The 20886-nt window shown below is 54.3% G+C and carries 13 protein-coding genes, 1 tRNA gene and 1 riboswitch; of the genes, 1 reads left to right on the forward strand and 13 read right to left on the reverse strand.

Annotated elements, in window-relative coordinates:
- The first annotated feature begins 134 nt into the window (after positions 1-134).
- Positions 135-1877: a pyruvate dehydrogenase gene (locus tag BQ8011_RS00125; protein ID WP_072456465.1), complete on the forward strand. Its 1743-nt coding sequence runs from the start codon at positions 135-137 to the stop codon at positions 1875-1877.
- Positions 1878-2729: 852 nt separating this feature from the next.
- On the opposite strand, the gene BQ8011_RS00130 is transcribed toward BQ8011_RS00125, so the two are convergent.
- From BQ8011_RS00130 to BQ8011_RS00195, 13 genes are all read right to left on the reverse strand, one after another.
- The gene (locus BQ8011_RS00130) at positions 2730-4007 is read right to left on the reverse strand and encodes an Ig-like domain-containing protein (RefSeq protein ID WP_072457780.1); all 1278 of its coding nucleotides are present in this window, start codon (positions 4005-4007) and stop codon (positions 2730-2732) included.
- A 409-nt stretch (positions 4008-4416) separates the two neighbouring features.
- Complete coding sequence (locus BQ8011_RS09085) at positions 4417-6432, reverse strand: Ig-like domain-containing protein (RefSeq protein WP_234952135.1); 2016 nt, start codon at positions 6430-6432, stop codon at positions 4417-4419.
- A 471-nt stretch (positions 6433-6903) separates the two neighbouring features.
- Positions 6904-8178, reverse strand: coding sequence for an Ig-like domain-containing protein (locus BQ8011_RS00145; RefSeq protein ID WP_072456470.1), 1275 nt, complete (start codon positions 8176-8178; stop codon positions 6904-6906).
- Between the two features lie 471 nt (positions 8179-8649).
- Positions 8650-9927 carry an Ig-like domain-containing protein gene (locus BQ8011_RS00150; RefSeq protein WP_072457780.1) on the reverse strand — a complete coding sequence of 426 codons (1278 nt, stop codon included), beginning with the start codon at positions 9925-9927 and terminating at the stop codon, positions 8650-8652.
- A gap of 409 nt (positions 9928-10336) precedes the next feature.
- A complete protein-coding gene (locus BQ8011_RS00155; RefSeq protein WP_072456474.1) occupies positions 10337-11647 on the reverse strand; it encodes an Ig-like domain-containing protein in 1311 nt (436 codons plus the stop codon).
- A gap of 291 nt (positions 11648-11938) precedes the next feature.
- On the reverse strand, positions 11939-13351 hold the full coding sequence (locus tag BQ8011_RS08965) for an Ig-like domain-containing protein (protein ID WP_072456476.1): 1413 nt from the start codon (positions 13349-13351) through the stop codon (positions 11939-11941).
- Positions 13352-13587: 236 nt separating this feature from the next.
- Positions 13588-14853: an MFS transporter gene (locus BQ8011_RS00165; RefSeq protein ID WP_268753774.1), complete on the reverse strand. Its 1266-nt coding sequence runs from the start codon at positions 14851-14853 to the stop codon at positions 13588-13590.
- 129 nt (positions 14854-14982) lie between these two features.
- A tRNA-Arg gene (locus tag BQ8011_RS00170) sits at positions 14983-15055 on the reverse strand.
- Positions 15056-15126: 71 nt separating this feature from the next.
- A complete protein-coding gene (locus BQ8011_RS00175; protein WP_072456478.1) occupies positions 15127-16056 on the reverse strand; it encodes a universal stress protein in 930 nt (309 codons plus the stop codon).
- Positions 16057-16186: 130 nt separating this feature from the next.
- Positions 16187-16906, reverse strand: coding sequence for a C40 family peptidase (locus BQ8011_RS00180; protein ID WP_072456480.1), 720 nt, complete (start codon positions 16904-16906; stop codon positions 16187-16189).
- A riboswitch (cyclic di-AMP (ydaO/yuaA leader) is annotated at positions 16907-17043 on the reverse strand.
- Positions 17044-17207: 164 nt separating this feature from the next.
- Positions 17208-17897 carry a metal-dependent transcriptional regulator gene (locus BQ8011_RS00185; protein ID WP_072457784.1) on the reverse strand — a complete coding sequence of 230 codons (690 nt, stop codon included), beginning with the start codon at positions 17895-17897 and terminating at the stop codon, positions 17208-17210.
- A 135-nt stretch (positions 17898-18032) separates the two neighbouring features.
- The gene (locus BQ8011_RS00190) at positions 18033-19316 is read right to left on the reverse strand and encodes an MFS transporter (protein ID WP_231945317.1); all 1284 of its coding nucleotides are present in this window, start codon (positions 19314-19316) and stop codon (positions 18033-18035) included.
- A gap of 124 nt (positions 19317-19440) precedes the next feature.
- On the reverse strand, positions 19441-20886 hold the full coding sequence (locus BQ8011_RS00195; protein ID WP_072456482.1) for an NCS2 family permease: 1446 nt from the start codon (positions 20884-20886) through the stop codon (positions 19441-19443).

Consider the following 20886-nt stretch of genomic DNA (forward strand, 5'->3'; position numbering starts at 1 on the left):
ACGTTCTTTGCCTCACGCTAACGAATCACTAGGACTTTCGTCGCACTACACTGGTTTTGTTCGGCGCGAACCGTAAGTATTCGCTTGATGGTTGATAGCTTGCGGGGCGTGCACACTTTAACCAAGGAGCGACTATGAACGTTGCAGAGCAGCTTGTTGCCCAACTCATCGACGCCGGCGTCCACCGCGTCTATGGCATCGTTGGCGACTCACTCAACCCCGTCGTCGATGCAATCCGTAAGTCTGGCGGCAGCAAAAAGGGCGGGATTGACTGGGTTCACGTCCGTCATGAGGAAGCCGCTGCTTTCGCCGCGGCAGCCGAGGCCCAGCTCACCGGCAAGCTCGCTGTCTGCGCAGGTTCATGCGGCCCGGGAAACCTCCACCTCATTAATGGTCTCTATGACGCCCAACGCTCGGGCGCACCTGTCTTGGCTATCGCCTCGCACATTCCCAGCGTCCAGATCGGCCAGATGTACTTCCAGGAAACCCACCCCGATCGCCTCTTCAACGAGTGCTCGGTCTATAACGAGCTGATTTCCAGCGCCGAGCAGGCACCCCGCGTCGTCAACGCCGCGATCCGCCATGCCGTTGAGCTTTCTGGAGTCTCGGTCATCAGTCTTCCTGGCGATGTCTCTGATCTCAAGGCAAGCTCGCCTTCACCAAAGTACGTTCCCTCCCGCCGTCCCGTGCTCACCCCGAATGAGGAGGATGTCCGCCAGCTCGCAGACGTCCTCAACCGTGCAAAGAAGGTTGCCATCTTTGCCGGTGCCGGTGTTGAGGGCGCACACGATGAGGTCATCGAACTCGCTGATGTTTTGAAGGCCCCAATCGGCCATACTTTGCGCGGTAAGGATTTTATCCAGTACAACAACCCCTTTGATGTCGGTATGACCGGCCTGCTGGGTTATGGTGCCGCTGCTGAAGGCATGAACGATGCCGATGTTCTGATCATGCTGGGTACCGACTTCCCCTACGATCAGTTCCTGCCCAATACGTTCACCGTTCAGGTTGAGAACCGCCCCGAAAAGCTGGGCCGTCGTACCGATGTTTCGCTTCCCATTCACAGTGACGTCAAACCCCTGATCGCAGCGCTCTTGCCACTGCTTGACCGCGATCGTTCGGATGCTTTCCTCAAGGCAAAAGTGAAGAAGCACTCGAAGATCATGCACTCCCCCGTCGGCGCCTACACGCGCAATGCGGAGCACATGAAGCCGATCCATCCCGAGTATGCGGCACACATCCTCAACGAGGTTGCTGCAAAGGATGCAGTCTTCACTGCCGACACCGGTATGTGTAACGTGTGGACTGCGCGTTACATCGATCCCCTTGGGAGCCGTCGCCTGATTGGTTCTTTGCTCCACGGTTCGATGGCGAATGCTCTCCCAATGGCTATTGGCGCCCAGGTCGCATACCCGAATCGTCAGGTCGTTTCGGTCTCGGGTGACGGTGGCCTCGCAATGCTCTTGGGCGAATTGGTCACCGCGCGCATGCATGATTTGCCCATCAAGGTTGTCGTATTCAATAACTCGACGTTGGGCATGGTCAAGCTGGAGATGCTGGTCAACGGCCTTCCCGATTACGGCACCGATGTCCACGACGTCAACTACGCTGATGTTGCTTCTGCGGTCGGCTTCCACGGCGAGCGCGTCACGGAGCCGACGCGTCTGCGCGCGGCTCTCGAGGACGCCTTCGCTTTTGACGGCCCGGCCCTAGTTGAAGTCATGACTGATCCGAATGCGCTTTCGCTTCCTCCTGAGATCCGTTCGGGCCAGGTGATTGGTTTCGCGACAGCGATGAGCAAGATCGTCTTGAACCGCGGCGCTGGCGAGGTCGTTTCAATGGCAACGTCGAATATGCGTAACATTCCGCGCTTGTAAGCATGAGGTGAGGGGGCGCTTCCTGCATTCCCTCATAGCGCTTCTTCTCCTTGACGAGGCCGCGGCCGGGTAGCCTGCACTTCTTCGCGCATCCCCGCCACGGCCTCGTCACGGTTTTACTGTTCCACTCATCCACCACACGCGAAGCCCCACGCCCCCGACACGCGAAGCCCCACGCCCCGACACGCGAATCACTCTCCGACCGCGATAAGACACACGAAGTCGGCGAAAGACACACGATATAAGCTGTGGCATTCCCAAACTTCCTGTGGAGGCTAAGGGACGGGAACAACGCGTCGAAGCAGGCCTAAACGCTGAGCGGCCAGCCGCCCAATCCGCTCTTCTGCTCCACACGAAGTCGGTAAATGACATATGAAATAAGCTGTGACATTCCCTGACTTCGTGTGGGAGAGCTAAGGAATTAAGGCGAGGCCGCACTACCTCCAAGGCAACGGGTAGGCCACTGCTACCCAACACACGAAGCCGGCAAATGACACAGGCTATAACCTGCGCTTTTCCGCGACTTCGTGTGTCAATAGTGAGGGCTTGGCACGGCTAACGCAGCACACAGCGGGCACGGCAGAAACCCCGATCGACAGGTACAAACGGCACGTGGCGAGCGCGCAATCGGCAAGCGGCAAGAGCGCAAACGACCGCGGTACGAGATAAGAAACCCAGCAGCACTTCAAACACAAACGCAGGTGGGTCCCATCCAAATGGACGGGACCCACCTGTATATTTCGCGAGAGCCTATTCCTCGAGAATTCCTCTTTCTCGGAGCTTCGGTTACCTCAGAAACTCTGCTACCTCACGCGCTCGAACCTAAGCTCGAGGTCGAGGCAAACGGAACGCTCACGCCTGCTGACGTCGACGCATCAAGGCCACACCAAGAGCAAGGCCGAGAGCACCCAGACCGATCACCGGAGCAGCATTCACACCAGTGTGCGCAAGACTCTTCTTCGGAGGAACCGTCGTGCTCACACTTGGCGAGGGAACAGTCGTTGACTCAGAAGGAGAAGGCACAGTCGTGGGCGGAGTCGTCACAGAGGGCGTCGGAGGAGTTGTGCGCAACTGTCCCTCAAGCTCCCCCCATCCAACAGTTTCGATAGCAATAGTGCGTTCGGTTGATTTCCCATTAACTACTGCAGTGTTCTTGAAGCTGGTGCCAACGGTTGCAGAACCAGGAATCTTGAGCTCTGTGTAGTACTTGAGCAAGTAGTAGGCATCGCTATTTGAGTTCGGGAAAGAAGCAACAAAGCCATCCGCCGTCTCAGTCAAGGTGAAGGTTCCACCATTGACAGAACCGCCAATTTTGACGCTTTGTGCGGGATGTTGATGGTTCACATCCGCCTTGAAATCAGCCAATGAATTCCACTTGTACAAGCGTGTTTGCTGCCAAGCATTCGGCGCTGGATCATTGAACAGCTTGTAGCCACCGTGGGAGGTGTCAAAAGTATCAGTAATGTTGATGGTATTCGAAGTGATATTACGTTCGGGGAGGTAAATCTCCCATGTAAAACGATCATTGTGGCCATCATGCAGCTGCCAACCGTACTTGTAGGGATCAACAGGTGCATACCCGGTTGTATTCCTCACGATATTGCCATTGGGCACAGTCGTCGTCAGCGTAACAGTGTGATTAATTGTGAAGCTAAAGGAATCAGAAGCTGATTCGCGAGTCATATCCGCAAGAACATGAATATCGCCCTTCATATTCACATGTCGCTTTGCATAGTCGGTAAAGACACAGCTAAGCGATTGCCCCTCGCCTGCCGGAATTGCACAATTAAGCGCAGTTCCACCGCCATTCTTATCATCAACATTAAAGCGGGTAGCGCGAGTACGCAGTTCACTAGGCAGCTGAATAGTAATCGTATCCCCTTCGGTCACAGCCTTAGCGCTTGTATCGAAAGAGAAATCCATGACGTAGTTATCCCAGACGTAGTTTGGCCCATGCGGATGCGAGCTATTCGTCATCGTCATGCCAGTCACAACATCAACCTCTACTGCCTGAGCAGCGGGTAACGTCGGAGAGAACACAGTGAGAGCTCCCGCTCCCACAAATGCACAGGCAATTGTGCCAGCGATTGAAGCACGCAGCATCTGTGCACGCGTAGCATCGTTATTCATCACATTCTTGTCTTTCTGGAGGGATGTCACTTACGTGACTCGACATCCTCAGGCTAACACGGCCACATTCAGCTTCAATTCAGCCTCCATTGCCTAAACAACAATTTTTTACCCCCTAAATCCGCGTAATTCCAACGTTCTTTGCAGCCAAACCGAAAATCCTCCCCGGTACATTCCTGAATATTCTTCAAGAAGTCTCAGTTTCTGACAGAGCGTAAAAAATTAACATCTTGACAGAAGCGAGACTGCTCGAACCCTCAGCTTTCCAAGGAGCTTGAACTGACCAACAGCACACATTCAGACAAATAGCCCCTGATCATCGGTAATTTGGGGCAAAGCGATGGGCCCCATCCTTTCGGATGGGGCCCATGATCATAGTTTCGTTTCTACACGAAGTTGCTTACTCGCCTTAGGCCGAGGCTTGCTCGCGACGACGCATGAGCGCGACGCCCAGTGCCAGTCCCAATGCTCCAAGTCCAATTGCAGGAACGGTCATAGCACCGGTGTGGGCCAGGGAGGTCTTCGGCGAAGGCGTAGTCGACGTACTCGGGGAGGGTGTGGCCTCGGTAGTGGACTCAGAAGGCGAGGGGGTCACCGTGGTTGCCGGAGGGGTCGAGGTTGTGGACGTCGGAGGGGTGGGACGACGATCAGCCTCGAGGTCACCCCAGCCAACTGTTTCAATCGCAATGTTGCGCTCAGCAGTCATGCCGTTGACGTCGGCCTTGTTATTGAAGACGTTTCCAGGCTTTGCATTCTCCGGAATATTCAGCACGGTGTAGTACTTGATCATGTAGTACGCGTCGCTGTTGGAGTTCGGGAAAGAAGCAACGAAGCCAGTCGAAGTCTCGGTCATGGTGAAGGTACCACCATTGACCGCTCCGCCAACGGGAATACTCTCAACGTAGTTCTGGTGACTCGGGTCAGCCTTGAAGTCATCAAGAGAGTTCCACTTGAGCAAGCGCGTTCGCTGCCAGGCATTCGGATCCGTTGAGGGGTCATTGAACAGCTTGTAACCGCCATTGGCAGTGTCGAAGGTGTCAGTCACTGAAATGGTGCCCGAGTGAATGTTGCGTTCCGGGATGTAGACCTCCCAGGTGAAACGTTCTTTGTGTCCCTCGTGCAGCTGCCAGCCAAACTTCCACGGAGTATCGGGAGCGTAGCCGTTCGTGTTCGGGATGACGTTGCCGTTTTCAATGTCCGCAGGCAGGACGATGTCATGGCCAATCGTGAACTCAAAGTGCGTTGAGGTGGTCGCGCGAGTCATATCGGCGAGGACGTGAATGTCGCCCTTCATATTGACATGCTCATCGGCGTAATCAGTGAACGCACAGTGGAGGGTCTGGCCGACGCCGGCCGNGGTCGTGCGCAACTGGCTTTCAACATTTCCCCAACCGACGGTTTCGATGGCGACGGTTTTAGTCGCGGTCTGGCCGTTGACGTTTGCGGTGTTATTGAAAACGTTGCCGACCTTCAGGCCCTCGGGGGTCTTCAGTTCGGTGTAGTACTTGAGCTCGTAGATCGCATCGTCATTCGAGTTCGGGAAAGAAGCAACAAAACCATCAGCAGTTTCGGTCATCGTGAAGGTACCACCGTTAATGGAATCGCCAACCCATACGAGTTCGCTCGGATGCTGGTGGTAAGGATCGTTCCGATAGGCCGCAGTCGTATTCCACTTGAGCAGGCGTGCCTGCTGGTTCTTCACTCCATCATTGAAAAGTTTGTAGCCCCCATTGGAGGTGTCGAAGGTATCAGTAATGGAGATAACTGGCGATTGAATCGATTGCGCAGGAATATGGATTTCCCAAGTAAAGCGTTCGTTATGCCCCTCATGAAGTTGCCACCCGTACTTCCATGGCTGCTGAGGAACCCAGCTGTACTGATTTGAGATCACGTTGCCATGATCGATCTCAGCTTCGAGGGTCACCGAGTGGCCGATGGTAAAGCTAAAGCGATTTGTCGCCGTGGTTGTGGCCATGTCGGCTCGCACGTGGATATCGCCCTTAGCGTTGACATGCGTATTCACGTAGCTGGTGAAGACACAGCTTACGGTCTGTCCAGTACCGAACGGTAGGGAGCATTTCAACGCAACACCGCCACCGTTCTTATCGATCACATCGAAATCAGCATTACGAGTACGTAGTTCTTGCGGAAGCTGGATTGTCAGAGTGTCGCCTTCAGAGACATTCTTTCCCGTCGTATCAAAAGTGAGATCCGCTGAAAACTCATCCCAAATCGTATTGGGACCGTTGGGACTGGATTCATTTGTCATAGTTACGCTGGTAACAACGTTGTTGACTTCCACTGCCGAGGCCGTGGGAACGCCTGGTCCAAAAGTACTCAGTGCGCCCGCACCGACAAGTGCACATGTAAGGGCAGTAACGAGCGAAGCACGACTCAGTCCTTCGCGCGTTGCATCGATATTCATGACATTCCGTCTTTCTGGAGGGTGGTCACTTCCGTGACGTGACACCAAGAGGCTAGCACGTTATTTTCCAGTCTGATTTCAGCTTTTCTGCGCAAAAATGCGAATATTCCCAACGAGAAAACCGCGAGGTTTCGACAAAATACCCAAATTTCTTTGTATTAAAACACGTAATTTACGTGTAAATTTTCTTAGCAAAGTCCCAGTTTCTGACTACACGTAAAAAATTGGCCTAAATCAAGAATCCACACACAGCAAAATTAATCAGTTTTCGCGGAACGCCAACTGACCACACGGGAATATTCACCAACTAACACCCGCTCTGAACTGCAAAAACAACACTAATATGTACTGAGTGGCCCCCACCTTTGGGTGGGGGCCACAGTTTTCGCTCTATTTTAGAAGCTCAGATACCCCGGAAACTCAACTGCTTCAGTCAGCGCAGGAAGCACGAGGCCAGAGCAATAAGAACGCTCACGCCTGCTGACGTCGACGCATCAAGGCCACACCAAGAGCAAGGCCGAGAGCACCCAGACCGATCACCGGAGCAGCATTCACACCAGTGTGCGCAAGACTCTTCTTCGGAGGAACCGTCGTGCTCACACTTGGCGAGGGAACAGTCGTTGACTCAGAAGGAGAAGGCACAGTCGTGGGCGGAGTCGTCACAGAGGGCGTCGGAGGGGTCGTGCGCAACTGGCTTTCAACATTTCCCCAACCGACGGTTTCGATGGCGACGGTTTTAGTCGCGGTCTGGCCGTTGACGTTTGCGGTGTTATTGAAAACGTTGCCGACCTTCAGGCCCTCGGGGGTCTTCAGTTCGGTGTAGTACTTGAGCTCGTAGATCGCATCGTCATTCGAGTTCGGGAAAGAAGCAACAAAACCATCAGCAGTTTCGGTCATCGTGAAGGTACCACCGTTAATGGAATCGCCAACCCATACGAGTTCGCTCGGATGCTGGTGGTAAGGATCGTTCCGATAGGCCGCAGTCGTATTCCACTTGAGCAGGCGTGCCTGCTGGTTCTTCACTCCATCATTGAAAAGTTTGTAGCCCCCATTGGAGGTGTCGAAGGTATCAGTAATGGAGATAACTGGCGATTGAATCGATTGCGCAGGAATATGGATTTCCCAAGTAAAGCGTTCGTTATGCCCCTCATGAAGTTGCCACCCGTACTTCCATGGCTGCTGAGGAACCCAGCTGTACTGATTTGAGATCACGTTGCCATGATCGATCTCAGCTTCGAGGGTCACCGAGTGGCCGATGGTAAAGCTAAAGCGATTTGTCGCCGTGGTTGTGGCCATGTCGGCTCGCACGTGGATATCGCCCTTAGCGTTGACATGCGTATTCACGTAGCTGGTGAAGACACAGCTTACGGTCTGTCCAGTACCGAACGGTAGGGAGCATTTCAACGCAACACCGCCACCGTTCTTATCGATCACATCGAAATCAGCATTACGAGTACGTAGTTCTTGCGGAAGCTGGATTGTCAGAGTGTCGCCTTCAGAGACATTCTTTCCCGTCGTATCAAAAGTGAGATCCGCTGAAAACTCATCCCAAATCGTATTGGGACCGTTGGGACTGGATTCATTTGTCATAGTTACGCTGGTAACAACGTTGTTGACTTCCACTGCCGAGGCCGTGGGAACGCCTGGTCCAAAAGTACTCAGTGCGCCCGCACCGACAAGTGCACATGTAAGGGCAGTAACGAGCGAAGCACGACTCAGTCCTTCGCGCGTTGCATCGATATTCATGACATTCCGTCTTTCTGGAGGGTGGTCACTTCCGTGACGTGACACCAAGAGGCTAGCACGTTATTTTCCAGTCTGATTTCAGCTTTTCTGCGCAAAAATGCGAATATTCCCAACGAGAAAACCGCGAGGTTTCGACAAAATACCCAAATTTCTTTGTATTAAAACACGTAATTTACGTGTAAATTTTCTTAGCAAAGTCCCAGTTTCTGACTACACGTAAAAAATTGGCCTAAATCAAGAATCCACACACAGCAAAATTAATCAGTTTTCGCGGAACGCCAACTGACCACACGGGAATATTCACCAACTAACACCCGCTCTGAACTGCAAAAACAACACTAATATGTACTGAGTGGCCCCCACCTTTGGGTGGGGGCCACAGTTTTCGCTCTATTTTAGAAGCTCAGATACCCCGGAAACTCAACTGCTTCAGTCAGCGCAGGAAGCACGAGGCCAGAGCAATAAGAACGCTCACGCCTGCTGACGTCGACGCATCAAGGCCACACCAAGAGCAAGGCCGAGAGCACCCAGACCGATCACCGGAGCAGCATTCACACCAGTGTGCGCAAGACTCTTCTTCGGAGGAACCGTCGTGCTCACACTTGGCGAGGGAACAGTCGTTGACTCAGAAGGAGAAGGCACAGTCGTGGGCGGAGTCGTCACAGAGGGCGTCGGAGGAGTTGTGCGCAACTGTCCCTCAAGCTCCCCCCATCCAACAGTTTCGATAGCAATAGTGCGTTCGGTTGATTTCCCATTAACTACTGCAGTGTTCTTGAAGCTGGTGCCAACGGTTGCAGAACCAGGAATCTTGAGCTCTGTGTAGTACTTGAGCAAGTAGTAGGCATCGCTATTTGAGTTCGGGAAAGAAGCAACAAAGCCATCCGCCGTCTCAGTCAAGGTGAAGGTTCCACCATTGACAGAACCGCCAATTTTGACGCTTTGTGCGGGATGTTGATGGTTCACATCCGCCTTGAAATCAGCCAATGAATTCCACTTGTACAAGCGTGTTTGCTGCCAAGCATTCGGCGCTGGATCATTGAACAGCTTGTAGCCACCGTGGGAGGTGTCAAAAGTATCAGTAATGTTGATGGTATTCGAAGTGATATTACGTTCGGGGAGGTAAATCTCCCATGTAAAACGATCATTGTGGCCATCATGCAGCTGCCAACCGTACTTGTAGGGATCAACAGGTGCATACCCGGTTGTATTCCTCACGATATTGCCATTGGGCACAGTCGTCGTCAGCGTAACAGTGTGATTAATTGTGAAGCTAAAGGAATCAGAAGCTGATTCGCGAGTCATATCCGCAAGAACATGAATATCGCCCTTCATATTCACATGTCGCTTTGCATAGTCGGTAAAGACACAGCTAAGCGATTGCCCCTCGCCTGCCGGAATTGCACAATTAAGCGCAGTTCCACCGCCATTCTTATCATCAACATTAAAGCGGGTAGCGCGAGTACGCAGTTCACTAGGCAGCTGAATAGTAATCGTATCCCCTTCGGTCACAGCCTTAGCGCTTGTATCGAAAGAGAAATCCATGACGTAGTTATCCCAGACGTAGTTTGGCCCATGCGGATGCGAGCTATTCGTCATCGTCATGCCAGTCACAACATCAACCTCTACTGCCTGAGCAGCGGGTAACGTCGGAGAGAACACAGTGAGAGCTCCCGCTCCCACAAATGCACAGGCAATTGTGCCAGCGATTGAAGCACGCAGCATCTGTGCACGCGTAGCATCGTTATTCATCACATTCTTGTCTTTCTGGAGGGATGTCACTTACGTGACTCGACATCCTCAGGCTAACACGGCCACATTCAGCTTCAATTCAGCCTCCATTGCCTAAACAACAATTTTTTACCCCCTAAATCCGCGTAATTCCAACGTTCTTTGCAGCCAAACCGAAAATCCTCCCCGGTACATTCCTGAATATTCTTCAAGAAGTCTCAGTTTCTGACAGAGCGTAAAAAATTAACATCTTGACAGAAGCGAGACTGCTCGAACCCTCAGCTTTCCAAGGAGCTTGAACTGACCAACAGCACACATTCAGACAAATAGCCCCTGATCATCGGTAATTTGGGGCAAAGCGATGGGCCCCATCCTTTCGGATGGGGCCCATGATCATAGTTTCGTTTCTACACGAAGTTGCTTACTCGCCTTAGGCCGAGGCTTGCTCGCGACGACGCATGAGCGCGACGCCCAGTGCCAGTCCCAATGCTCCAAGTCCAATTGCAGGAACGGTCATAGCACCGGTGTGGGCCAGGGAGGTCTTCGGCGAAGGCGTAGTCGACGTACTCGGGGAGGGTGTGGCCTCGGTAGTGGACTCAGAAGGCGAGGGGGTCACCGTGGTTGCCGGAGGGGTCGAGGTTGTGGACGTCGGAGGGGTGGGACGACGATCAGCCTCGAGGTCACCCCAGCCAACTGTTTCAATCGCAATGTTGCGCTCAGCAGTCATGCCGTTGACGTCGGCCTTGTTATTGAAGACGTTTCCAGGCTTTGCATTCTCCGGAATATTCAGCACGGTGTAGTACTTGATCATGTAGTACGCGTCGCTGTTGGAGTTCGGGAAAGAAGCAACGAAGCCAGTCGAAGTCTCGGTCATGGTGAAGGTACCACCATTGACCGCTCCGCCAACGGGAATACTCTCAACGTAGTTCTGGTGACTCGGGTCAGCCTTGAAGTCATCAAGAGAGTTCCACTTGAGCAAGCGCGTTCGCTGCCAGGCATTCGGATCCGTTGAGGGGTCATTGAACAGCTTGTAACCGCCATTGGCAGTGTCGAAGGTGTCAGTCACTGAAATGGTGCCCGAGTGAATGTTGCGTTCCGGGATGTAGACCTCCCAGGTGAAACGTTCTTTGTGTCCCTCGTGCAGCTGCCAGCCAAACTTCCACGGAGTATCGGGAGCGTAGCCGTTCGTGTTCGGGATGACGTTGCCGTTTTCAATGTCCGCAGGCAGGACGATGTCATGGCCAATCGTGAACTCAAAGTGCGTTGAGGTGGTCGCGCGAGTCATATCGGCGAGGACGTGAATGTCGCCCTTCATATTGACATGCTCATCGGCGTAATCAGTGAACGCACAGTGGAGGGTCTGGCCGACGCCGGCCGGGATAACGCACTTCATTGCGACACCACCGGTGTTCTTGTCGGTGACATCAAAGTAGGCTTCGCGGGTGCGCAGCTCGCTGGGCAACTGGATGGTGACAGTATCCGTTTCGGAAACATCCGTACCAGTCGTATCGAAGCTGAAGTCCATCGTGAAGTTATCCCACACATAGTTGGGGCCATTCGGAGTTGAACGGTTCTTCATTACGACGTTCTTGACGACATGGTTGACCTCGACGGGCATGTGATCCGCGCGAGATGGAGACGCGGTCATCACCGTCATCGCACCAGCACCGGAGAGTGCGCAGATCAGCGCACCTGCAATCGAGGCACGGCGGAAACGCGCGCCTGAAGCATTGAAAATCATGAACTTAAATCTTTCTCAAGAAGCGTCACTCACGTGACCAGATATCAACAGGTTAGCACGCTGACCTTCAGCATTACCCCAGACTAAATTGCGGAAACAATAATTATTCAGGGCCAAGACGCGAGCATTCTGCCGAGTTTTCGGGAACAATACGCAATTCATGTGTAAATGCTCATAGGGAAATCCCAGTTTTAACTTTTCGCAAATTGTTCACCGTAAAACTCGAGCCCCATCGAGGAGAGCGACACAGCTCCACAAATGAGTCTCCAAGGGCAGACTAAGCGTCTTGACTTAGAGCCTGCTGCGACCTTGACGCAGAGACATTCCAAACACCAGCAGCAACGCTACACTGCCCAGCACCATCCCAGAGTTGACTCCGGTATGCGCAAGCGCTTCCTTCGGACGAGGCGGAGTGCTGAGGCGAGGAACAGGTGTAGTGATAGTGGTCGAGGCCGAAGGCGAGGGGGTTGGCGAGCTCGTTTGCGGAGTCGTCGCTGACGGTGTCGGAGTAGAGGTCCTCACCGAGGGGGTCGGGCTAGAGGTGCTTGGCGAAGGCGCCGGCGTAGAGGGGGTCACGCTCGGAGTCGGCACCGGCGTACTCGTCGTCGGGGTCGGAGTAGGGGTAGGCGTTGGCGTAGCCTTCAGCTCTCCATCAACGTCTCCCCACCCAACTGTTTCAATCGCAATCGTCTTTTCGGTAACCTGCCCGTTCACGACTGCAGTGTTCTTGAAGGTACTTCCGATTGTTGCGTTAGCGGGAACATTCAGTTCTGTGTAGTACTTGAGCAGGTAGTACGCATCGTTCTTTGAGTTCGGGAATGAGGCTACGAATCCTTCAGAAGTTTCAGTCAGAGTGAATGTACCGCCATTAACCGAGCCATTGACTTTAATGCTTTCGGCATAGTTCTGATGCTCGGGATCAGCTTTAAAGTCATCAAGAGAATTCCACTTATACAGACGCGTCCGCTGCCAGGCATTTGCTCCGGGCTCATTGAATAGTTTGTAGCCGCCATGGGCAGTATCAAAGGTGTCAGTGACGCTGATGGTGTCCGATTGGATCTGACGCTCAGGAATAGAGACTTCCCACGTAAAACGCTCTGTGTGACCTTCATGCAATTGCCATCCATTTTTGTACGCGGTCTCAGGAGCGTAGCCATTCGGATTCTTGACGATATTTCCGTTTGGAACGGTCGCATCAATCTCAACACTGTGGTTAATCGTGAAGCTGAAAGTATCAGTAGTCGTTTGACGAACCATATCTGCCACAACGTGAATATCACCCCTGGCATTGTCGTGCGTCGTCACATAGTCAGTGAAGGCACAGCTTAAGACTTGACCCTCACCTGCTGGAATCGAACATGTGAGCGCCACTCCCCCAGTGTCCCGATCTGTCACATTGAAAGATGCGGCTCGAGTGCGAAGCTCACTGGGCAGCTGAATGCTCAAAGTGTCATTTTCAGCGACAGTCTTACCAGTCGTATCAAAGGCGAAAGTCAGATTGTAATTGTCATAGACATAGTTCGGGCCAGCGGGCGTGGACCTATTTCGAATCGTCGCGTTCGTGATGGCATTGATCTCTGCAGCTTGCGCGGGCGCAGCAAGAGAAGCAATCCCTGTCAGCGCACCTACCCCCACAAGCGAGCAGGCAACTACAGTCGCAAGCGGGACACGGCGCGTCCTCACGCTCATAACGTCAAGATCCATGATGGCAACAGCTTTCTTCAGGAGGTGTCATTGAGCGACAGTTATCTGAATGCTATCACTGCAACAATCAGCCGCAACCCAGCTTTTCTTGAGTGAAACATCATTATTGCCCCGATATAGCCGAACTTATTCCGTTCTACTCACAAGTTTTTGACCCTGCAGCCCAAAACTACTTCCAGTTAAAATTCAGCTTGAAATCTCTAGAAGAAAATCCCACTATGCGAAACCCCACGGGTTCAGGAGAGGTCTTCAGCAGCACTGACCCCGCGAATGCGAGCGGCGGGAGTAAAGCTCATCGCAATCCCAGCCAGAACCGATAGAGCGACAAAGACATACATTGCAGCTTCGACACCCACAACAGACGCAAGAAGACCAGCAGCGACCGATCCCAGGGGCATCACTCCCCACACCGCGAAACGGAAGGTCGCATTCATGCGCCCAAGCATCCACTTGGGACAGATTTCCTGCCGCAAACTCATCTGCGTCACGTTGTAGATGGTAATGAAGTACGAGTAAACCACTCCCGCACCGGCAATCACCCAGCCAGCGATCTCGGGCACGTGAAGCGCTACCGGCTGCAAGACAAGGATCGAGACTCCAACGACGTAAGTGATCACAATGCAACGCCCGATCCCTAGGCGCCCAAGCCACAGGGAACGAGTCATCGCGCCAAAAATGCCGCCAATCGCTCCCGCACTCAGAAGTACCCCTAGTTGCGTCGCATTCATACCCAGTGTTCGAAGCACCAAAATCGGCAAGAGAACTCGCAACCCTGAACCCGTAAAAGCAGCAAAGGAGATACACAAGAACAGGGGAAAAAGCAGACGCTCGTGTCGAACGAAGCTCAACCCCTCGCGGATTTGCGCAAACAACGAAGCACTAGGGCGCTCGGGTTTAGGCTCAGGTGTTCGAATCCGCCAAATCGCCACCGTCGAAAACACGTAAGTTGCTGCGGTAAATACGTAGGCCAAGGGGGGCGCAAAGACCCCCAAAAGCCAGCCACCTAAACCAGGGCCACCCGCGGCGCCAACCTGGTACGAGGCCTCGAGCCGCCCATTCGCAGCCGCGATATACCGTGTGGATGCGATTGCCGGAACGTAGGACTGATAGGCAACATCGAAGAAGACTGTCGCAAGCCCTAAGAGCGCAGCAACAATCATCAGGTGCGTGAGTGTCAGCGTAAACCACTCATAGGCGATCGGAATCGAAATCAGCGCAAAAACCCGCGCTAGATCAGAAACAATCATGACCCGGCGTTTACGCCACCGATCAACCCACGCACCCGCGGGGAGGCCGATCAGGAGAAATGCGAGTGTCTGCAAACCGGTGAGAACACCGATTTCAGACTCCGTGGCGTGCAATAGAGAGATAGCGATTGCAGAGGTTGCAAGAGTGGCTACCTGGAAACCGAACTCGGCTGCGGTCTGGCCCGCCCACAGGTGCATGAAAGCGGAATTGCGCGTGAGAGGATGGCTCAGCAGCCGCCCAATCGCCCTGTTCACTTCTCCCCCATGCTGCTTTGCGTTATTTCTTCACTACCCCGATGGTGCAACCGCGCAAATCTGGGAAGTTCTCTCCGAATAGAAAAATACAAGAACGACTTGAAAACCAAGCCGTTTTTGTATCTTCAGTGCCCCCGAGACGATTCGAACGTCCGACACCCGCTTTAGGAGAGCGGTGCTCTATCCCCTGAGCTACGAGGGCGCACCCCCATAGACTACCATTTCACGCAGCTCTTTCTCAGAGGCGACCGAAACGCCAAGGAGCGGGAGGGTTCAGCGCCTTGTCCACTCTTGTGCGGGATCAGGCAGAACGTCGTGATGCTTCGAAGGAACAACCATAACTGGGCAGGTCGAGTGCGCAATCACCGTCTGCGAGGTAGATCCCAGCAAAATCCCGGCGAAACCGCCACGGCCTCGAGTCCCTACAACAACAAGATCAACCGCGGTCGAGAACTCGATGAGCAAAGAGGAGGGAGACCCATCAAGCGCATGGCGCGCAACCTTGCGTGAGCGTCCGTCCAGCGCTTGATCGACAGCCGCGTCAAGGCCTTCCTTGACGTCCTTCAACATGGCATCGCGGTCAATATTTGCGGGAAGCCACGCCATCATGGCCGTCCCCGTTGCCATCGGCACTGCTGCGACCGCCGTCAGGCGAGCATCCCACAGCTCGGCCTCGTCGATTGCCCGCTTCAGAGCAGAGGTTGCGCCCTCCGAGCCATCGGAACCAACAACGATTCTCTCAACCGGGGTGAATCCCTTACCGGAGGTATGACGCGGAACAATGACGACCGGGCACTTCGCGTGTGCAGGAAGAGCAGAGGAGACCGTTCCCAGCAGACGGTCCGCGAAACCTCCCCCGCCGCGCGATCCCACAACGATCAGGTCGACTTCCTTGGACATATCGATGAGGATACCCGCGGGATCTCCGGCCTCGACAACTCCATGCACGTTCGTTGCACCGATTTCACGCGCAAGATCGACGCCTTGCTGAACGATTTGAGATGCGCCTTCCTTAAGAGCCGCATCATCAAGAACCGCATACCCGCCATCGAGAGTCGCTGCTGCATAGGACGCGACCGCGTAGGTACAAATGATGTGAAGGCGGCAGTCACGTACCTTTGAACGCTCAGCTGCCCACTTAACTGCTGCGTAGCTCTCCTTTGAGCCATCGACTCCGACCAAAATCACTTCTGATGTCCCCATGACTACCTCCTCGTGATTGCCGTCGCCTCTATTTTGCCCTATTTCAAGCTGAAATGTCAGGGGTTCAGGATATCCCCAGAGAAATAGTGAAGGGGCCGCAGAAGCGACCCCTTCACTCACACAGGAAAACTCAGTAGCGCACGAAGCTGTAGTTGCCCCACAGCGGCTGGATCTTCGTCACAGAGCCGGGAGTCGTTGCTTCGATAACCATTCCGTTACCGGCGTAGATGCCCACGTGTCCGTAGGCGTGCCACACCAAGTCACCGGGGCGAGCCTCGGAAGCCGAGACGAAGGTGCCTGCTGCACCCTGTGCGCCGGAAGTACGGGGAATGGAGATACCAGCCCGGGCGTAGACGTACTGGGTGAAGCCCGAGCAGTCGAAGCCCGCGGGGGTTGAGCCACCGTAAACGTAAGGAATGCCAGTGAGAGACATCGCGATCGAGACGATGTCCGAGCCCGAGGGGTTCACTGCAGCAGACGAAGTCGCAGAAGCGCCAAGATCCGCGCGAGTGTAATCACGCGAAGCAGCATTCGTCGTTGCAACAGCGGCCGGGGCTTCAGCCGAAGCGGAAACTTCGTCACTAGCAGACCAGGCGATATCCGGGACCGAAACAGTCGTAGGCAGAACGGTCGCGGTGTTTGTGGAAGTATCGACCGCAGCTTCATGAGCGGTAGGGGCTGCAGTTGCAGCTCCACCGACGACAGCAGTCAGTGCAAGTCCAGCAGCTGACGCAACGGCAGTGCCACGAAGCGGAGTCTTGAACGACGTGAGAGTGTCAGCCAGGTCGAAAACAGGGGCCATCGGGCGGCGGGCCTTGCGGTGCCGCGGGGCAGGCTTTGCTGTTGTCACAATTTTCTCCTCTTAGACCTGCGAGGTGAGCTGTCGGGTTCGGGCGGGAGTGCCCGGCTTGGTTTCCCAAGCTTCACCCCAAGACCCCAAAGGGTCGGAATTGGTTTCCCCGCGTTGAACCTCAGTTTCCCAATCTCTTCGCGGTTCAACCTCGGTGAACGAAGAGCGGTCGGCTTTTTCGCCTTGTTTCAGTCTAGCGTAGCATCCTCGAAATGTCACGCGAATGTAACGAAAGGATGACGAACATATTACAGGTTTTCTTAAGGTTTTACAGGCAGTTTCCAGAAACGCTGATCAGGGGTCAATTCAGATCGACGAACAAATGCGGAGAAAGTGCGAGCGGAAGCTGAACCGCACCGGTTTGTGTTACCGAACTCCCATCCGCAGCGCGAGTGACCTCAAGAAGAACTTGGCGAGCATCCGCTTCAAAGGCAATTTCCGCCCCCGGAACAACCCCGAGACGGGCAAAGTCAGCCAAGAGCTCGGTCTCTGCTTGAATGGGCTCCCCAATTCGGGTAACGACCGCAGAATTTGCACCACCCATCCGCAGTGCGAGCTCCATTGAAATACCCGTAGACGTAGCATCGGTACCAGGAATGGGGTTTCCGTAGGGATCCGTCGTCGGGTTATTGAGAATTTCGCCGAGGCGCTTTTCAACCTGGTCCGACATGACATGTTCCCAGCGGCAGGCCTCCTCGTGCGTGCACGCCCAGTCCAAACCAATGACGTCGGTCAGCAAGCGCTCTGCGAGGCGGTGCTTGCGAACCACCTCAACCGCCTTTGCGCGCCCCAAGTCTGTCAATTCCAGCCTGCGATCCCCCATCACATGGACGAGGCCGTCGCGCTCCATTCGTCCCACCGTCTGCGAGACCGTGGGGCCAGAGTGCCCCAATCGCTCAACAATGCGGGCACGCAGAGGCGTCACTCCATCTTCTTCGAGCTCGAAGATCGTCTTGAGATACATTTCAGTGGTATCGATCAGGTCGCTCACGGTTTCCTCCATGGCTAGGTACTGCCCCCAAGGGTACATACTTCTACCTGCTACGCGTGTTCAAGCGCACAAAACCGCGTGTTTAAGGGTGTCATGGGTACCACTCAAACCCCTAATTGGGATAGGCGAGTGTTATCAATTCCCTTCGCCTTCACCATGGTGAGCATGCGGGTTGTCGATCTCAATGGGATGCGCACTGGCGTGAAGATGAACGCTTACATTCCACCGCTTCATGCTCCAGGCCGTCGCAATAACAGCAACAATCAAAGTAACAACCGAACCGACCCAGATCGAAGCACGAGCATCGATCACTTCACCAATCCATCCGACGAAAGGCGAACCGATGGGGGTCGACCCCATAACAACCATGCCGTAGAGGGCCAAGACACGTCCACGCATCTCTTCGATAGTGGTTGTCTGCACTGTGGCATTCGCAGCGGTCAGCATCGTGATCATGGCAAAGCCATTCGGAATACACATCAGCGCGTAGGTTTCGTAGGTTGGCATAAATGCCAGAATCGTTGAGACAATGCTGAGAGCGATCGTCGATCCCATAACCAAACGCAAACGAGGCAGCTTACGCCTAGCAGCAAAGAGAGCACCAGACAAAGAACCAACCGCGATCAGCGTTCCCAAAATACCGTATTGTCCCGCGCCCTTATGGAACACGCTTGTCGCCATGACCGCGGTCGTTAATTGCTGGTTGAGTGTCAAAGCCGAGGCAACGCCAACGACAAGGATGATCAACAAAAGGTCAGGGCGGCCTCGCAGATAGACCAAACCCTCACGCAACTGCCCTTTCTTGCGAGGAACCGGCCGACGCGGAACCAGATCGCGATGACGGATCGAGGTCGTAAACATCGCCGCAACAAGGAAGATCCCGGTGTTCACGAAAAAGACCCAGGCCTCGCCAACCCAATCAATCATCAAACCCGAGATCGCCGGGCCAATCAGGCGAGCGAAGTTAAAGGCAACAGAGTTCAGCGCGACCGCGTTGGTGATCGACCTCGCAGGGACAAGCTCCGAAACAAAAGCCTGGCGAGCCGGTGAATCGAAAGCCGCCGCAAGTCCCCCGCCAAACGCAAGAAGGTAGACCAGCCACAAGCTCGCATGCCCCGTGAAGACCATGACCCCCAGCAAAAGACCGAAAACACCAAAAGAACACTGAGTGATCTGGATGATTGTCTTACGGTCCACGCGATCAACGACAACGCCCGCGTACGGGCTGAAGAGTAAGAGCGGCAGAAACTGTAAGGCCGTAACAATACCGACTTGAAACGAAGAATTATCGGTCAGGACCGTGAGAACCAGCCAGTCCTGGGCAACGCGTTGCATCCACTGAGCCGAAGCCGCAAGGGCATTGGCAATGAACCAATGCCGAAAGCTTCGGTATTGCATGGATTGAAACGTCGTTGACACGAACTCCCCTACTTTCGTTTCGTCTTCATTTGAGAATACGCCACAAGGGGAATCTCCTGGGATAAACATGTGGGGGCAAGACACGATCACTCGTATCTCACCCCCACGCGAGGAAGGATCAGGATCAGGCTCCCAGGGCCGCTTGGATCGGACCCAAGAGGAAGTAGATGACGAAGAGAATCGACGCCAGCCACATCAGCGGATGAATATTGCGCGCCTTACCAACGGCAATCTGGATGACCGTGTAGGCAATGAAGCCAACACCGATACCCGCCGAGATCGAGTAGGCGAAAGGCATGAAAGCGATGGTGAGGAATCCGGGAATTGCGAACTCCGGATCCTTCCAATCGACTTCCAGAACCTGAGCCATCATCAAGAAGCCAACGAAGACCAAAGCGGTCGAAGCGGCCTCGGTCGGAACCAGCTGAACGAGGGGCGACAGGAAGGTCGACAGCAGGAAGAGGACACCGGTGACAACCGAGGCCAAACCCGTACGTGCACCTTCACCCACACCCGAGGTGGATTCGATGTAGGAGGTGTTTGAGGAAACGCCACCCAGACCACCTGCAGCGGCAGCCAGAGAGTCGATGAGGAGGATGCGGCTGGAGTGAGGGGGGTTTCCGCCATTATCCAAGAGGTCGCCTTCAGCACCCACGGCGACCATGGTTCCCATGGTGTCGAAGAAGTCCGCGAGCATCAGGGAGAAGATCAGCAGGATCACCGAGACGGCGCCGAGCTTGCTGAAAGCTCCGATGAAGTCAATCTGGAACAGGGAGTTGAAGGAAGGAATCGAGATGGGCGAACCACTCAGGGAGGGAATAGTTTGTCCCCAGCCGGTGGGAGTCGTTTCACTCTTAGCAGGCAGGTGAAGGATTGCCTGCAAGATGACGGCCAAGACGGTCGAGGAGAGCAGGCCGATCAGCATTGCACCCTTTACCTTGCGGACATACAAGATAATGGTGACAACCAAGCCGAAAACGAAGACCAGAGTTGGCCAGCCGTCCAAAGATCCGTTGATGCCCAACTGAACCGGGGTTGAACCTGCACGGATAATACCCGCGTTAATCAGACCAACCAGGGAGACGAAGAGGCCGATACCAACGGAGATTGCGGTCTTGAGCTGGTAGGGAACCGCGCGGAAAACGGCCTCGCGGAATCCGGTCAGAACCAAGACCGTAATGAGGATGCCTTCCCAGAAAATCAGGCCCATGGCCTCTTGGAAGGTCAGTTTTGCTCCCAGAACAAGTGTGAAAGCAACGATGGCATTCAAGCCCATACCCGCGGCCAGAGCCAGCGGGTAGTTTGCGACCACACCCATGAGAATAGTCATGATGCCGGCAACCAAAGCGGTGCCGGCAGCAATTCCAGGGGCAGTGATGGAGCTACCCTCGGGCAGGGCAGCAGAAAGAATCAACGGGTTAACAACAAGGATGTAGGCCATTGCAAAGAAGGTGACCACGCCACCTCGAATTTCACGGCCAACAGTGGATCCACGTTCAGAAATGTGGAAGAAAGCGTCAAGGGAATTTAGTGGCTTCGCGCTCGTGGGCGCTTTTTCTTGTGTGCTCAC

Origin of the sequence: Actinomyces marseillensis (assembly GCF_900155605.1) — a bacterium.
Lineage (GTDB): Bacteria > Actinomycetota > Actinomycetes > Actinomycetales > Actinomycetaceae > Pauljensenia > Pauljensenia marseillensis.

Bases quoted from the DNA above. Each gene is read 5' to 3' on its own strand.
- BQ8011_RS00150 (WP_072457780.1), bottom strand. From the start codon at position 9,927: ATGAATAACGATGCTACGCGTGCACAGATGCTGCGTGCTTCAATCGCT.
- BQ8011_RS00130 (WP_072457780.1), bottom strand. From the start codon at position 4,007: ATGAATAACGATGCTACGCGTGCACAGATGCTGCGTGCTTCAATCGCT.
- BQ8011_RS00155 (WP_072456474.1), bottom strand. From the start codon at position 11,647: ATGATTTTCAATGCTTCAGGCGCGCGTTTCCGCCGTGCCTCGATTGCA.
- BQ8011_RS00125 (WP_072456465.1), top strand. From the start codon at position 135: ATGAACGTTGCAGAGCAGCTTGTTGCCCAACTCATCGACGCCGGCGTC.
- BQ8011_RS08965 (WP_072456476.1), bottom strand. From the start codon at position 13,351: ATGGATCTTGACGTTATGAGCGTGAGGACGCGCCGTGTCCCGCTTGCG.
- BQ8011_RS00175 (WP_072456478.1), bottom strand. From the start codon at position 16,056: ATGGGGACATCAGAAGTGATTTTGGTCGGAGTCGATGGCTCAAAGGAG.
- BQ8011_RS00145 (WP_072456470.1), bottom strand. From the start codon at position 8,178: ATGAATATCGATGCAACGCGCGAAGGACTGAGTCGTGCTTCGCTCGTT.